This is a genomic window from Nocardia sp. NPDC004711 (genome assembly GCF_053601595.1).
The window spans coordinates 191,616-206,869 of sequence record NZ_JBSGCB010000010.1; the positions used below are offsets into that span (position 1 = coordinate 191,616).

Consider the following 15,254-nt stretch of genomic DNA (forward strand, 5'->3'; position numbering starts at 1 on the left):
CCGCCCGCCGGAGCACGGCAAGCGGCGCGGTTCTGTTCACGGAAGTTCGCACCCGTGAACGGTTTACGGCTCGAACAGATCCAGCTGGGGCTCGTGACGCCGCACTTCGATCGATCCGAAGACCAGGTCCGGCGGCGGGACCAAGCCGAGGTGCTCCCACGCCGCCGCTGTCGCGATGCGGCCGCGGGGCGTGCGGGCCACCAATCCGGCCCGTACCAGGAAGGGTTCACACACCTCCTCGACGGTGGCCGCTTCCTCGCCGACCGCGACGGCGAGGGTGGAGACCCCGACCGGGCCGCCGTTGAAGCTGCGGATCAGCGCGCTCAGCACCGCGCGGTCGAGGCGGTCCAGCCCCAGTGCGTCCACGTCGTACACCGCCAGTGCGGCACAGGCGATTTCACGCGTGACAAGCCCGTCGGCCTTGACCTCGGCATAATCACGGACGCGCCGGAGCAGCCGGTTCGCGATGCGGGGCGTGCCACGGGAGCGGCCCGCGATCTCGGCCGCCGCGTCGGACTCCAAGCGCACGCCCAGGATTCGGGCCGAGCGTTCCAGAATCTTCTGCAGCTCTTCGGGTTCGTAGAAGTCCATGTGGCCGGTGAAACCGAAGCGGTCGCGCAGCGGGCCGGTCAGGGCACCTGATCGAGTGGTCGCGCCGACCAGCGTGAAAGGCGCGATATCGAGTGGAATCGACGTCGCGCCAGGGCCTTTGCCGACCACCACGTCGACGCGGAAGTCCTCCATGGCCAGGTACAGCATTTCCTCGGCCGGCCGCGCCATGCGGTGGATCTCGTCGATGAACAGCACATCGCCCTCGACCAGATTGCTGAGCATGGCGGCCAGGTCGCCCGCGCGCTCCAGCGCCGGGCCGGAGGTGAGCCGCAGCGCGGTGCCCAGTTCGCCGGCGATGATCATGGCCATACTCGTCTTGCCCAGCCCCGGCGGGCCGGACAGCAGCACGTGGTCGGGGGTGCCGCCGCGCAGTTTCGCCCCGCGCAGCACCAGCGCCAGCTGTTCGCGCACCCGCGGCTGGCCGATGAAGTCGTCGAGGGACTTCGGGCGCAGGCTGGCCTCGATCTCGCCATCGGATTGCAGATAGCTTGCGCTGACGGCGGATTCGGTGTCGTCGATATCGTCGAACTCGTCGCTCATGACGGCCTATCGATTCTTGCCCAGCAGCCCGAGCGCCGTGCGCAGCGCCTGCGAGGTGCCGATGCCGGGGTCGTCGGCCAGCACGGCGTCCACCGCACCCTCCGCCTGCCGGGCCGGGAAGCCCAGCCCGATGAGCGCGTCCACCACCTGCTCGCGCACCGGGGTGGCCGTGGGCGCGGGCCCGGATCCGGGCGGACCGGACTGCACCGGAACCATATCCACCTTGTCCCGCAGCTCGACCACCATGCGTTCGGCGCCGCGCTTGCCGACACCCGGGACCCGAGTCAGCGCCGCCACATTCGATTCCGCGAGCGCCTTGCGCAGCGCCTCGGGTTCGAGCACCGCGAGCACGGCCATGGCCAGCTTCGGGCCCACACCCGACACGGTCTGCAACAACACGAACAACTCCCGCGCCTCGGTGTCGGCGAAGCCGAACAGCGTCATGGAGTCCTCACGCACGATCATGGTCGTGTAGAGCCGGGCGTCCTCGCCGCGGGTGAGCCCGGCCAGGGTGGCCGGGGTGGCATTGAGCCGATAGCCGACCCCCGCCGCCTCGATGACCACATGGTCGAGCCCGATCTCGAGTACCTCGCCGCGTACCGACGCGATCACCGCGTTACCGCCTTCCGTTGCTGGGCAAGCCTTTCCTCGTACATGCGCCGTTGCCGCTCGGCCATCGCCTCCGCCTTGGCCATGCGTTCCAGCATGGGTGCACGCCAGCAGTGGCAGATCGCCAGGGCGAGCGCGTCGGCGGCGTCAGCGGGCTTGGGCGCGACGGCCAGCCCGAGGATACGGGTCACCATGGCGGTCACTTGCGCCTTGTCCGCCGAACCATTGCCGGTGACGGCCGCCTTCACCTGAGACGGCGTGTGGAAATGCACCGGGATCTGCCGCCGGGCGGCCGCGAGCGCGATGACGCCGCCCGCCTGCGCGGTGGCCATGGCGGTGCGCACATTGTGCTGGGAGAAGACGCGTTCGATGGCCACGGCCTCGGGCTCATGGGTGTCCATCCAGGCCTCGGCGGCGTCGGCGACCAGCAGAAGCCGTTGCGCCAGCTCCATTTCCGGCGGGGTGCGCACCACGTCGACGGCGAGCATGGAGACCTGCCGGCCCATGCTGCCGACGACCATGCTGAGGCCGCACCGGGTGAGCCCGGGGTCGACGCCCATCACCCGCACCGAAACCCCTCTCACCATGAACGAACAACTGTTCGAGAGTCTAACGGACCCTCGCGGCGACATTGTCCATCGACACGGCCGGTCGCGGTGCGGGCTCGGGTGATCCGGCCGGAATCAGGAGCCGCTGGGCGCGGGGGCGCCGGGGCGTCGGCGGCCGCTGTTGTCGACCACGGCACTCAGGTAGTCGATGCCCGTCAGGTAACTGGGCTCGAACCTGTCGGGCTCCTTCTCCATCGGAGGCGAGTTCCAGGTGCCGTCCGAGTTCATCGAGGGCGTGCCGGGGCGGAATCCACCGGACACCCAGCGGCCGGTGCACCCGACCTGGGTCTGTTCGGTGGTGTGGCTGTTCACCCAGACCGACGTCTCGTACCCGTCACCGACTCCCGAGCAGTGCACCCGCACCTGGATGCGATAGATGTCGTCGGTGTCGTTGCGGCAGCTGCGATCACTGCAGGAAACCCCCTCGGCCAGATCCGTCGCGAATGCCGCCGGGGCCAGGGCGCCAGCCGCGGCGGTGATCAGGGCCGCAGCGCCCAGACCGACCAGCAACCGTTGAGCCATGTATGAATCAACTCCTATCGACTATGACCCGACCCGGGATTCAGCTTGCCGCACAGGAGGTTTCACGCATATCGGGGTAAACCCGGAATTCGCCCGCTCAGGCACCCTGATTCGCGGCGAGTGCCGCGGCGAAGATTCGGAACGCCTCGTCGCCGAAGAGGACGAACCGCACCTCCCGCACCCGGGTCTCGGCGCCGCGCACGGTCTCTACGGCGATGCGCGCGCCGTCGTCCATGGGCCAGCCGTACACGCCGGTGGAGATGGCCGGGAAGGCCACGGTGTCCGCGCCGAGTTCGTCTGCCACGCGCAGGGATTCGCGGTAGCAGGAGGCCAGCAGCGCGGAGCGGTCCTCGGTCGCCGACCACACGGGGCCGACGGTGTGAATCACCCAGCGGGCGGGGAGGTTTCCGGCGGTGGTCGCGACCGCCTGCCCGGTCTTCAGGCCGCTGCCGTACCGGGAGGCCCGCAGTGCGCGGCAGGCGGCGAGGATCTCCGGTCCGCCCTTGCGGTGGATCGCCCCGTCCACTCCCCCGCCGCCCAGCAGGGAGGAATTCGCGGCGTTCACAATGACATCGACCTGCTGTTCGGTGATATCGCCTCGCACGGCGCGCAATTCGGGCACGCCGCGATTCTCGCACCCGGCACCCGCGGAGCCCGGGAATTTACGACGCGGGCCGCCTCCCGGTTCGGGAGGCGGCCCGCGTCGTTCGGAGCTCGATCAGGCGTCGAGCTCGGCCAGCACCTCGTCGGAGACGTCGATGTTGGTGAAGACGTTCTGCACGTCGTCGCTGTCTTCGAGCGCGTCGATCAGCTTGAACACCTTGCGCGCGGCGTCCACGTCGACGGCCACCGACATCGACGGCTGGAAGCTCGACTCGGCGGAGTCGTAGTCGATTCCGGCCTGCTGCAGGGCGGTGCGCACCGCGACCAGGTCGGTCGGCTCGGAGATGATCTCGAAGGCGTCGCCCAGGTCGTTGACCTCTTCGGCACCCGCGTCCAGTACGGCCATGAGCACGTCGTCCTCGGAGAGGCCGTTCTTCTCCAGGGTGATGAGGCCCTTGCGGTGGAACAGGTACGACACCGAGCCCGGGTCGGCCATATTGCCGCCATTGCGGGTCATCGCCACGCGCACCTCGCCGGCGGCGCGGTTGCGGTTGTCGGTGAGGCACTCGATCAGCACGGCGACACCATTGGGGCCGTAGCCCTCGTACATGATGGTCTGCCAGTCCGCGCCACCGGCCTCTTCACCACCGCCGCGCTTGCGGGCGCGCTCGATGTTGTCATTGGGGACCGACGACTTCTTCGCCTTCTGGATGGCGTCGTACAGAGTCGGGTTGCCGTCCGGGTCACTACCACCGGTGCGGGCCGCCACCTCGATGTTCTTGATCAACTTCGCGAAGAGCTTGCCGCGCTTCGCGTCGATCCCGGCCTTCTTGTGCTTGGTGGTGGCCCATTTTGAGTGGCCGCTCATTCCCTACTTCCTCGTTTCAGGGGGCGCTGTGGTTCAAGTGGCAAACTACCCGCCCCGGAGGACGGACAACTGCACCAGTCTACTCGAGACTCCGGCGCGCGGACGCACCACGGTGTCCACGAAGAGCTTGTGCACCCGCAGATCGCCGGTCACCTCCGGATGGAAGGAGGTGGCCATGACATTGCCCTGCCGCACCGCGACGATGCGTCCGGCCGCCGGGCCCGCGGGCACCCGCGCGAGCACCTCGACGCCGTCCCCGGCCCGCTCGACCCAGGGGGCGCGGATGAACACCGCGCGGACCGGGCCATCGTCGAGACCCGCGAAGTCCAGGTCGGCCTCGAAGGAGTCGACCTGACGCCCGAAGGCATTGCGCCGCACCGTCATATCGATGCCGCGCAACGGCTGCATGTCCGGGCGGGTGTCGAGGACCTCGGAGGCGAGCAGGATCATGCCGGCGCAGGAACCGTAGGCGGGCAGGCCGTCACGGAGTCGCTGCCTGACCGGTTCCAGCAGGTCGAAGACCTCGAGCAGCTTGCTGATGGTGGTGGATTCGCCACCGGGCAGCACCAGACCGTCGACGGCGGCCAACTCCGATTCGCGGCGCACGGGCACCACATCCGCCCCGCACGCCTCGAGAGCATGCAGGTGTTCACGCACATCGCCCTGCAGCGCCAGCACACCAATCCTCGGTTTCACGCCGTCGAGCATACGTTTGCAGGGGTGTGTGGCCCTGCTCACCCAGAGCGTCAGGGATTCGTAAGGAGGGGTGTCCATCAGCGCTTTCGGGTGAACACTGCGGCATGTGACTGATTTGCTACCGCAAACCTCGCCCGGGCCGCACGGAGGAGTCGACGCTCCTCCTCCGCGGCACGGGCTGACCGTCGCGACCGGGCTGGCCGGGCTCTCGCTGGACGCCATGGCCTCGGTGGCCTACGGGCCGGAGGCGATCGTGCTGGTGCTGGCGGCCGCCGGGACGGCCGGGCTCGGCTTCACGCTGCCCGTGACCCTGGCGATCGTGGTGCTGCTGGCCGTGCTCATCGCGTCCTACCGGCAGGTCATCGCCGCCTTCCCGAACGGCGGCGGCGCGTACGCGGTGGCCAAGGCCCGGCTGGGCCGGCGGACCAGTCTGGTGGCCGCGGCCTCGCTGATCGTGGACTACGTGCTGAATGTCGCGGTGTCGATCGCCGCGGGCGTGGCGGCACTGACCTCCGCGTTCCCGCAGCTGTTCCCCTACACGGTGTGGATCTGCCTGGCCGTGCTGGCCGGGATCACCGTGCTCAATCTGTACGGCATCCGCGAGAGCGCCCGCGCTTTCATGGCCCCGACCGCGGTGTTCGTGCTCGGCATCTTCGCGGTGATCATCGCGGGCCTGCTGCGGTCGGAACCGGCCACGGTCGCCACCGGCGCGGCGGTCGCGGAGAACGCACGCACCATCGGAATCCTGTTGCTGCTCAAGGCCTTCTCCAGTGGCTGCGCGGCCCTGACCGGGGTGGAGGCCATCGCCAACGCGGTGCCCAGTTTCGCCCAGCCCAAAGTCAAGCGCGCGCAGCGGGCCGAGGTGGCGCTGGGCGTGCTGCTGGGCCTCATGCTCCTCGGGCTGGCCACGCTGATCGGCAAGTTCTCGATCCACCCGATCGAGGGCACCACGATCCTGTCGCAGCTGACCGAGTCGGCACTGGGCCACGGAATCGCCTACTACATCGTGCAATTCGCGACCGTGATCCTGCTGGCGCTGGCGGCCAACACCTCCTACGGCGGCCTGCCCACGCTGACCAAGATTCTCGCCGACGACAATTCGCTGCCGCACCGGTTCGCGGTGAGCTCGCAACGACAGGTGTACCGGTTCGGTGTGCTGGCGCTGGGCGTGTCCTCGGCGGTGCTGCTGGCCGCGTCCCGCGGCGATATGAACGCGCTGGTGCCGCTGTTCGCGATCGGCGTGTTCGTGGGCTTCACCATCGCCCAGGTCGGCATGGTCCGGCACTGGCTGGACGTGCGCACCCAGGGCTGGCAGTGGCGGGCGGCGCTGAACGGCTTCGGCGCGGTGCTCACCTGCGTAGCGCTGATCGTCACCACCGCAATGAAATTCACCGAGGGCGCGTGGCTGATCGTGGTCGTACTACCGCTGCTGGTGGTGGCCATGGAACGGATCCGCACGATCTACACCCGCATCGACGGCTGCCGCGGCGTGGGCTGTGTGCCCGCCGAGCCGAAGGCCACCGAGACCGCGATCGTGGTGCCGGTGTCGGAGGTGTCGGAGCTGAGCCGGGAGGCGCTCTCGGCGGCCATGTCGCTGGGCCGCGACGTCACCGCGGTGCACGTGTGCCTGCCGGGCGAGAACATCACCGTCTTCACCAAGGAGTGGGAGGCCTGGCATCCGGATGTGCGCCTGGTGCTGCTCGAGGACGGCGATTCGACGGTCGGCGGCCCGGTGGCGCGCTATGTCGCCGACCATTTCACCGGCCGCCGCAAGGTGGTGGTGATCGCCGAGATCGAGCCGCCCGCCGGGTGGAACCATGTGCTGCCCAGCCATCGCAGTGACGAGCTGGAGCGGGTGCTGCGCAAGATGAACGACACGGTGGTGTGCCACCTGCGGGTGCAGACCGCCTGATCCTCGAAAACCCGAGCGCGCCGCCGGAATTCACCGGCGGCGCGCTCGATTTGTTTGTGGCTCGGACGGTTTCGGGTGCGGCTCAGGCCGTACCGGCCGGGTACGACTCGGCCTGCTCGTCACGGAAGGTACGAATCAGCCCCTCCTGCACGACCACCGCCACCAGTTCCCCGGCCTGGTTCCAGATCCGCCCGCCGGTCAGCGCGCGGCCCGCACCCGCCGAGGGCGACTGCTGGTCGTAGAGCAGCCAGTCGTCGGCGCGGAACGGGCGCAGAAACCACATGGCGTGGTCGAGCGAGGCGTTCTGGGTGGGCTCGTCCGGGTGGATGACCTTGGACGAGCCGAGCAGGGTCATATCGCTCATGTACGCCAGGGTGCAGACGTGGAACAGCGGATCGTCGGGCAGCGCGTGCCGGTAGCGGAACCACACCTGCTGCTGGGCGGCGAGGCCGTCGCGGCGATCCACCTCCCCCTGCGGGATGGTGCGAATGTCCCAGTGCTCCCATTCGCGCATGGCCCACAGCCGTTCCGGGCTCATGGACTCCTTGGCGTCGGGCAATTCGGCCGGCGGCGGCACCGACGGCATCCGGTCCTGATGCTCGGGTCCCGCGTCGCCGACGTGGAAGGAGGCCGACATGGTGAAGATGGCCTCGCCGTTCTGCACGCCGGTGACTCGGCGCGTGCAGAAGGAGCGGCCGTCGCGGATGCGGTCCACCAGGTAGACGGTGGGCTGCTCCGGATTGCCCGGCCGCAGGAAATACCCGTGCAGTGAATGCACCTGATAGTGCGGATCCACCGTGCGTACCGCCGCCACCAGCGCCTGCCCCGCCACCTGCCCGCCGAATGTGCGTGGCAGCTGCGTCTTGGTGGACGCGCCACGGAAGATGTCGCGTTCGAGTTGCTCTATTTCGAGCGCCTCTTCGATCGTCGCCATGCACCCGTCCCTTCGCGTTTGTCGCGCTCAGGCTAACAACCGCGCAAATCTATCAATATCTCCACGATCGTTTCTGTTACGATACTTTCATGAGCTGGAAGCGCCGGACCCTCACCGCCGTGAGTTGCGTTGCCGCACTGGTGCTGTCGGCGGGCGGATGGGTGATCGTCCAGCACGACTTCGACATTCGCGCGGAGCGGGTCACCATCACCGGGGGCGCTCAACCGCTGCAGGGCACGCTGGCGCTACCGGAACACGGGGACGGACCGTTCGGGCTGGTGGTTTTCGCGCACGGCGACGTGCGGCCACCGAACCACTGATGCTGCACAGGAGTACGCCATGAGGATCCTCGCCCTCGGTGCGGCGGGCGCGATGGGCGCCGCCGCCGTCGACACCGCCGCCCGGCTGCTGGGCGTCGAGCGGATCGTGATCGCCGATCGGGACGGGCAGGCCGCCGCGGCGGTGGCCCGGCGCTTCGCCGGCGCCCGGGTACCGGTGTCCGCGCGCCCGCTCGATGTCACCGACGCTCTCGCCCTGCGCGACGCGCTCGCGCAGGTCGATCTGGTGCTCAATACCGTCGGCCCCTACTACCGATTCGGCCGCACCGTGCTGAGCGCCGCGATCGACACCGGCACGCACTATCTCGATATCTGCGACGACTGGGAGCCGACGGTCGACATGCTCGGGCTCGATGACCGGGCGCGCGCGGCCGGAGTGTGCGCGATCGTGGGAATGGGCGCCAGTCCCGGGATCAGCAATCTGCTGGCGGCGCTGGCGGCGGCCGAGCTCGACACCGTTCTGGACGCGTATACCGCGTGGCCGGTGGATGTTCCGGGCGCGGGCGGCGGTGCGGAGTCGCTGCTCGCCGACGAGCAGCCGACAGCGGCGGCCGTCCACTGGATGCAGCAGAGCAGCGGCAGTATCTCGGCGGTGACGGCGGGCCGGGTGGTCGCGCAGCGCCCTCTGCGCCCGGTCGAGCTCACCCTGCCCGGCGGGCGGCGCGGCACCGCCTACACCATCGGCCACCCCGAGCCGATCACCTTGCAGCGCAGCCTGAAACCGGTCGGCGACGCGGCCAACCTGATGGTGGTGACGCCGTCGACGCTGGCCTATCTGGAGATGCTGCGCCGCGATATCGACGCGGGCCGGCTCACCAATGAGGCGGCCGCGCAGGAGCTGGCGCGGCCGACGCTGGCGCGGATCGCCCGCTCGGTGCCGACGGCCCTGCGGACCCGGGGGCCGGGGAATCTGCCGCCGTTCTTCGCCGCTCTGTCGGGCCGGCGAGCCGGGCGCGAATATCGGGTGCTGGCACACCTGGACCCGTCGGTGGCCGGCGGCATCGATAAGCTGTTCGGCGATATGGCGCGGGCGACCGGGATGCCCTTGGCGCTGGGCATGTCCCAGGTCATCGACGGCCGCGCCCGCCGGCCGGGGGTGCATCCACCGGAGGCGGTCATCGACGCGTCGCGGTTCTTCGCGGATCTGGGCCGCGAATTCGGTGGCGGCTCACCGGTCGTCATCGAGCGGGAACCGGTCGGGTAGCACCGTGCATCGTGGAGTGAGGAGTACGCCGTGGACGATCTGATTCCGGCCACCGAGATTCCGACCCGGACGCTCGTGGAGAGCATGATCCGGGAGGACGCCACGATCGACGCCGGTGAGCTCTACGATGTCGCGGCCGTGCTCGGCATGAGCGATCAGCAGGTGCGGCTGTGCATCAAAAGGCTGGTGGCCGAGGGTCGATTCACGCACGAGGGGCGTGGGCGCAAGGCGGTGCTGCGCGCCACCGAGGACACCCGCGGGACCATCGAACCCGATCTGGAGTACTTGCGCTTCGCCTATGCCCAGGATCGCGGGGAGGTGCAGTGGGACGGCGTCTGGCATCTGGTGGCGTTCGCGGTGCCCGAGGCGAATCGGCAGGCGCGTGACGCCATGCGCGAGGACATCGTGTACCGCGGCGGCGCGCCGATCCAGGGCGGGCTGTATGTGTCGCCGCATGCATGGGAAGACCGAATCCGTTCCCTGGCAAGGAAACTCGGCATCGACGGGCAGCTCACCACGCTGTCGACCGATGAGCTCTCGGTCGGGGGGATCACCGGGGGTGCCGAGCTCGCGGCGCGATTGTGGCCGTTGGACCGGCTGGCCGCCGGGCACGAGCGGCTGCTCGCGGCCGCCGAGCGCACCCTGCCGGCGCTGCGCACCGCGGATCCGACCCGGCAGCTCTCGCTGGCAATCACTTTGGCGAGCGAGTTCGATCGTGCCGTCGTGTCCGATCCGCTGCTGCCGCCGGAGCTGCTTCCCGAGCACTGGATCGGGGTGACCGCGCGCGCCGCCGTGGCGGACTGCTGGGCGGCGCTGAATGCCGCTCCCCTGCCGCCGATTCGGCTGTTCCGCTGGTACGCGGAGGCGGTCGCCGAGATTACCGCCCCCACCGGCGCCCGGGATTAGACCGACAGCACATCATCCCCCGGCCCGGTCGTGGCGGTGACCCGGAACCCGGAAAATCCTTACGGTTTGCTTACGCCCAGCGGTGGCAGCATGTGCTGACGGGCTCACGCTCGATGAGGGACATCGCTGAAACGGGGGGTGCCAGTGTTGGCAATAGCCGAGGTCGATCAGGCCTTGGCCCGGCTCGATGCCGACCATGGTGAAATCGCCGCGAATCTCGCGGAGCCGGAAGACGATCCAGGCGTCCGGTTTCTGGACGGGGTGCCGCTGACGGGTGCGAGCGCCATCGGCCATCCACTGCTGGAGCGGCCCGATGGCGACGATGCCCTCGCGCTGCACGAGCTACTCCATTCCGCCCCTTGCGATCTCGCCGCCATCACCCGCGCGGTGGCCGAGTTTCAGCGGGCTATCACCGAGAAGACGGCATGACCATGACCCACTGCCTGCGGCCGGATTGCGGCGGCACCATTCAGGACGGCTTCTGCGACGAATGTGGGCTGGCGCCTGCCGCACCGGCACAGCACGTTTCGGCACCGGTCCTCGCGGCCACCTTCACCGAGGCCGCGCCGACGCCCGATGGGCATCCGGTTTCCCGGACCGGGGTGGGCTCGGCCCGCTCGGGCCGGCAGAGCCGCCGCGGCTCCAGCCGCTCCTCCTCCCGCTCGACCCGCACCGCGCGGTCCAGCCGGGGCCGCCTGGGCGCGGGCCTGGTGTCGATTCCGCAGGTGCCCTACCGGGATCCGTCCACGGCGGTCATGGCCGATCCGCAGGTGCCCGAGCACGAACGCTTCTGCAGCAACTGCAATCAGCGGGTGGGCCGCGGCCGCGAGGGGGTGCCGGGCCGCACCGAGGGCTTCTGCCGCCAGTGCGGCACCGTCTACTCCTTCACCCCGAAGCTGACGGCCGGAGATCTGGTGGCCGGGCAGTACGAGGTGCTGGGCTGTCTGGCCCACGGCGGCCTGGGCTGGATCTATCTGGCCCGCGACCGCAATGTCAGCGACCGCTGGGTGGTGCTCAAGGGCCTGCTCGACACCGGTGACGCCGACGCCCTGGCGGCGGCGGTGGCCGAGCGGCAGTTCCTGGCGTCGGTGGAGCACCCGAACATCGTCAAGATCTTCAACTTCGTCCGCCATCCCGACCCCCGCACGCAGGAGCCGGTCGGCTACATCGTCATGGAGTACATCGGTGGGGCATCGCTGAAAGAGCTGCGCTCCCAGCATGATCCGGCCGGACGGCTGCAGCCGTTGCCGCTGGCCCGGGGGCTGGCCTACATTCTCGAGATCCTGCCCGCGCTCGGCTACCTGCACGGCTTGGATCTGCTGTACTGCGATTTCAAGCCCGACAATATGATTCAGACCGAGGAGCAGCTCAAGCTCATCGACCTCGGCGCCGTCCGGCACATGGACGACGAGGACAGCGCCGGGTTCAAGACCGACGGCTACTGTGCGCCGGAGCTGGAAACCCAAGGCGCGTCGGTGGAGTCGGATCTGTTCACCGTGGCGCGGACACTGGCCGTGCTGACCTTCAACTTCGACTACCAGCACGCCTACCGGTACACCCTGCCGCCCGCGACGGAGGTGCCGGTGCTGGCGCAGTTCCCGTCGTTCCGGCGGCTGCTCGAGCGCGCCACCGCCGCCGACCCGAACGAGCGGTTCGGGTCCGCCTCGGAGATGGCCGAGCAGGTCACCGGCGTGCTGCGCGAGGTGGTGGCCGCCGAGGACGGGCAGCCGCGGCCGGCGCTGTCGACCGTGTTCAGCGGCGAGCGTGCGGCTTTCGGCGCCGACCCGCAGCAGTGGCCCGCGACACCGGACCCGCTCGCCATCGTGGCGGCACTGCCGGTGCCCATGGTCGATCCGTCCGATCCCGCGGCGGGCTTCCTGGCCACCACCTCGATCGGTGATCCCCGGCAGCTGGTGACCGCGCTGGAGGCCGCACCGGTGTCCTCGCCGGAGGTGGCCCTGGCACTGGTCCGCGCCCGCATCGAGAGCGGCGACTTCGACACGGCCACCGCCGAACTCGCCGCACTGGAGGAGTCGGAGGACGCCGACTGGCGGATCACCTGGTATCGCGGGGCGACCGCCCTGGCCCGCCGCGACTGCACCGCCGCCCGCGAGCATTTCGACACCGTCCACGGCATGCTGCCCGGTGAGGCCGCGGCCAAGCTGGCGCTCGCGGCGGCCCGGGAGTGCGCGGGTGAGTTCGACGCCGCGTCCCGGCTGTACCTGCAGGTGTGGCGGACCGACCACGGATACCCCAGTGCCGCCTTCGGTCTGGCCCGCACCCGGCTGCAGGAGCGCGATATCGACGGCGCCATCGCCGCCGCGGAATCGGTGCCCGCCGGCTCCAGCCATCACACCGCCGCCCAGCTCGCCGCCTTCGGCGCGCAACTCGCGGGCGGGTCGGACCGGCACGGGTATCTCGTCGCCGCCGGCGCTCGCCTCAGCGGTCTGCCGCTGGATCCGGAGCACAGGGCGTGGCGCAGCATTGCCGTCCTCGACGCCGCGCGCACCCTGGCGGCCGCCCAGCCGGTCGAGCCGGGCGCGACCGTGCTGGGCTGCCGATTCGCCGATCGCGAGCTGCGGACCGCGCTGGAATCCCAGTTCCGGACACTGGCGCGACTGGCCCCCGACAAAGTGACGCGGCGGGATCTGGTGAACCGCGCCAATGCCATTCGCCCCGTCAGCTGGGTGTGAGCCATGACGACGACACTCGAGGAGACGACCGACGTGTGCCCGGCGTGCGGAGCGCGATGCGCCGACGGCGACCGATTCTGCGAGGACTGCGGCGCAGCGCTGACCGGTGAGATCACGCCGGCGGCCGTGCCCGACCGGTGGCAGCTCGACCTCGGCGCGCTCGCCGCGGTCAGCGATCGCGGGAAACGGCACGCGCACAACGAGGATGCGATGGCGCTGCGCGTCCTCGACGGCACCCGCATCCTGGTGGTGTGCGACGGGGTGTCCAGCTCCGAGCACGCCGCCGACGCCGCCCAGCGGGCCGCCGCCACCGCCGCGGACCGGCTGGCGGCCGCGCTCGGCGCGGGACTCGGCGCGGAGGGGGCGACCCTGCTGGCCATCGGCGCGGCGGCCGAAGCCGTTGCGGCCCTGGGTGATCGGGGCGAACTGACACCATCCTGCACTATCGTGACCGCGGCGGTCACCGCGACCGCGGTCACCGTCGGGTCCATCGGCGACAGCCGCGCCTACTGGCTCACCGCCGACCCCGCGGCCACCCCGCCGCGCCGGTTGAGCATCGACGATTCGGTGGCGGCCGGGCTGGTGGATCTGGGCGTCGACGAGGTGACCGCCATGTCCATGCCCGACGCGCACACCCTCACCGCCTGGCTCGGGGCCGACGCCGACGGTGTCGAACCCCATCTGCGCACCTTCGTCCCGGACGGGCCGGGCGCGGTGCTGCTGTGCAGCGACGGACTGTGGAACTACTACCCCGACGCCGCCGCGCTCACCGCGCTCGCCCTGCCGTCCGCCCTGACCGACCCCCGCGCCGCGGCCCACCAGCTGGCCGATCGGGCGCTGGCCGCCGGCGGCGGCGACAACATCACCGTCGCCGTCGCACCGTTTCCCGCCCTCTCGAGGAATGACCGATCATGAACGACCCCTTGGGTTTCCGCATCGACACCTTCCAGAACGAGTACCTGCCCGCCGGTGCGACGCGGGTCGACGCGGTCGTCACCGTGAGCGCGACCGGCGGCGGCGCGATACCGGGCGGCGGCGGGGCGGCCGAGGTGATCATCGTCGACTGCTCGGGCAGCATGGACCACGCCTACGGCAAACTGGCCGCCGCCAAGAACGCCACCGCCGCCGCCATCTCGGCGGTGCGCGACGGCGTGGACTTCGCCGTGGTGGCGGGCACCGACCAGGCGCGCATGGTGTACCCGGTCACGCCGTCGCTGATCACCGCCTCCCCCGGCAACAAGGCCAATGCCATTGCGACCGTGCAGAACCTGCGCGCCGGGGGCGGCACCGCGATCGGCACCTGGCTGCGGCTGGCGCGGCAGCTGTTCGGGGACCGGGCCGGGCTGCGCCACGCCATCCTGCTCACCGACGGCCGTGACGAGCACGAGACGCCGCAGCAGCTCGACGCCGAAATCCAGGCCAGCACCGGGGTGTACGTGTGCGACTGCCGCGGCGTCGGCACCGATTGGGAGATCGCGGAACTGCGCAAGATCTCGAGCGCGCTGCTCGGCACCGTCGACATCGTCGCCGACCCCCGGGATCTGGTGGCCGACTTCCAGGCCATGACCACCACCGCCATGGGCAAGTCGGTCGCCGATGTCGCGCTGCGGCTGTGGACCCCGCGCGGGGCCACCGTGAAATTCGTCAAGCAGGTCGCGCCGGAGCTGCTGGACCTGACCGGGCGGCGCACCGAAACCGGCACGCAGACCGGCGAATACCCGACCGGCTCCTGGGGTGGCGCGGAGAGCCGCGACTACCACATCTGCGTCGAGGTCGCGCCCGGCGGACTCGGCGATGTCATGCTCGCCGGGCGGGTCGCGCTGGTGCGCGGCAGCGGGGATCGGGCCGAGGTGCTGGGGCAGGGACTGATCAAGGCCGTGTGGACCGACGACGTCGCCCAGTCCAGCAAGATCAGCCCGGAAGTGGCCCACTACACCGGGCAGGCCGAACTCGCCGGGGTCATCCAGGAGGGCCTCGCCGCGCGCCGCGACGGCGACCTCGACACGGCCACCAGGAAACTCGGGCGCGCGGTGCAGATCGCCGCGGCCTCCGGCAATGCGGACACGGCCAAACTTCTGGAGGGCGTGGTCGACGTGCTCGATGCGCGGACCGGGACCGTGCGGCTGAAGTCCGCGGTGCGCAAGGCCGACGAGATGACCTTGGACACGCGGTCGACCAAGACCTCCCGCGTGCACAAGCGGTGAGGGGA

General features: G+C 70.3%; 15 protein-coding genes and 1 pseudogene. 8 read left to right on the forward strand and 8 right to left on the reverse strand.

The window, feature by feature from the left end; genetic code table 11:
- Positions 1-63 precede the first annotated feature (63 nt).
- From ruvB to pdxT, 7 genes are all read right to left on the reverse strand, one after another.
- On the reverse strand, positions 64-1,152 hold the full coding sequence (gene ruvB, locus ACWEKS_RS12470; RefSeq protein WP_452340145.1) for a Holliday junction branch migration DNA helicase RuvB: 1,089 nt from the start codon (positions 1,150-1,152) through the stop codon (positions 64-66).
- A 6-nt stretch (positions 1,153-1,158) separates the two neighbouring features.
- Complete coding sequence (ruvA, locus tag ACWEKS_RS12475) at positions 1,159-1,764, reverse strand: Holliday junction branch migration protein RuvA (protein ID WP_452340146.1); 606 nt, start codon at positions 1,762-1,764, stop codon at positions 1,159-1,161.
- Positions 1,761-2,330: a crossover junction endodeoxyribonuclease RuvC gene (gene ruvC / locus ACWEKS_RS12480; protein WP_452340178.1), complete on the reverse strand. Its 570-nt coding sequence runs from the start codon at positions 2,328-2,330 to the stop codon at positions 1,761-1,763. The genes ruvA and ruvC overlap by 4 nt, the downstream gene beginning before the upstream one ends.
- 114 nt (positions 2,331-2,444) lie before the next feature.
- Positions 2,445-2,891, reverse strand: coding sequence for a hypothetical protein (locus ACWEKS_RS12485; protein WP_452340147.1), 447 nt, complete (start codon positions 2,889-2,891; stop codon positions 2,445-2,447).
- A 97-nt stretch (positions 2,892-2,988) separates the two neighbouring features.
- Entirely contained in the window at positions 2,989-3,513 is a 525-nt protein-coding gene (locus ACWEKS_RS12490) for an O-acetyl-ADP-ribose deacetylase (protein WP_452340148.1), read from the reverse strand.
- 96 nt (positions 3,514-3,609) lie between these two features.
- On the reverse strand, positions 3,610-4,362 hold the full coding sequence (locus ACWEKS_RS12495; protein ID WP_452340149.1) for a YebC/PmpR family DNA-binding transcriptional regulator: 753 nt from the start codon (positions 4,360-4,362) through the stop codon (positions 3,610-3,612).
- Positions 4,363-4,407: 45 nt separating this feature from the next.
- Positions 4,408-5,070, reverse strand: a complete 663-nt coding sequence (gene pdxT, locus ACWEKS_RS12500; protein WP_452340179.1) for a pyridoxal 5'-phosphate synthase glutaminase subunit PdxT — start codon at positions 5,068-5,070, stop codon at positions 4,408-4,410.
- 208 nt (positions 5,071-5,278) lie between these two features.
- Here pdxT and ACWEKS_RS12505 point away from each other — a divergent pair, with 208 nt between their 5' ends.
- Positions 5,279-6,970 (forward strand): APC family permease, encoded by a 1,692-nt coding sequence (locus tag ACWEKS_RS12505; RefSeq protein ID WP_452340180.1) that lies wholly within the window; start codon positions 5,279-5,281, stop codon positions 6,968-6,970.
- Between the two features lie 82 nt (positions 6,971-7,052).
- On the opposite strand, the gene ACWEKS_RS12510 is transcribed toward ACWEKS_RS12505, so the two are convergent.
- A complete protein-coding gene (locus ACWEKS_RS12510; RefSeq protein ID WP_452340150.1) occupies positions 7,053-7,904 on the reverse strand; it encodes an acyl-CoA thioesterase in 852 nt (283 codons plus the stop codon).
- 89 nt (positions 7,905-7,993) lie between these two features.
- On the opposite strand from ACWEKS_RS12510, the pseudogene ACWEKS_RS12515 reads away from it, so the two are divergent.
- The 7 genes and pseudogenes from ACWEKS_RS12515 to ACWEKS_RS12545 form a co-directional block, all read left to right on the forward strand.
- A pseudogene (locus ACWEKS_RS12515) lies at positions 7,994-8,203 on the forward strand (alpha/beta hydrolase); the annotation flags it as partial.
- A gap of 40 nt (positions 8,204-8,243) precedes the next feature.
- Positions 8,244-9,446, forward strand: a complete 1,203-nt coding sequence (locus tag ACWEKS_RS12520) for a saccharopine dehydrogenase family protein (RefSeq protein ID WP_452340151.1) — start codon at positions 8,244-8,246, stop codon at positions 9,444-9,446.
- A gap of 84 nt (positions 9,447-9,530) precedes the next feature.
- Positions 9,531-10,352: a PaaX family transcriptional regulator C-terminal domain-containing protein gene (locus ACWEKS_RS12525; protein ID WP_452340181.1), complete on the forward strand. Its 822-nt coding sequence runs from the start codon at positions 9,531-9,533 to the stop codon at positions 10,350-10,352.
- 174 nt (positions 10,353-10,526) lie between these two features.
- Positions 10,527-10,781, forward strand: a complete 255-nt coding sequence (locus ACWEKS_RS12530; RefSeq protein ID WP_452340152.1) for a hypothetical protein — start codon at positions 10,527-10,529, stop codon at positions 10,779-10,781.
- Positions 10,778-13,045, forward strand: a complete 2,268-nt coding sequence (locus ACWEKS_RS12535) for a tetratricopeptide repeat protein (RefSeq protein ID WP_452340153.1) — start codon at positions 10,778-10,780, stop codon at positions 13,043-13,045. Before ACWEKS_RS12530 ends, ACWEKS_RS12535 begins: the two co-directional genes overlap by 4 nt.
- Before the next feature lie 3 nt (positions 13,046-13,048).
- Entirely contained in the window at positions 13,049-13,960 is a 912-nt protein-coding gene (locus ACWEKS_RS12540) for a protein phosphatase 2C domain-containing protein (RefSeq protein ID WP_452340154.1), read from the forward strand.
- Positions 13,957-15,249, forward strand: a complete 1,293-nt coding sequence (locus ACWEKS_RS12545; RefSeq protein ID WP_452340155.1) for a VWA domain-containing protein — start codon at positions 13,957-13,959, stop codon at positions 15,247-15,249. Before ACWEKS_RS12540 ends, ACWEKS_RS12545 begins: the two co-directional genes overlap by 4 nt.
- Positions 15,250-15,254 lie beyond the last annotated feature (5 nt).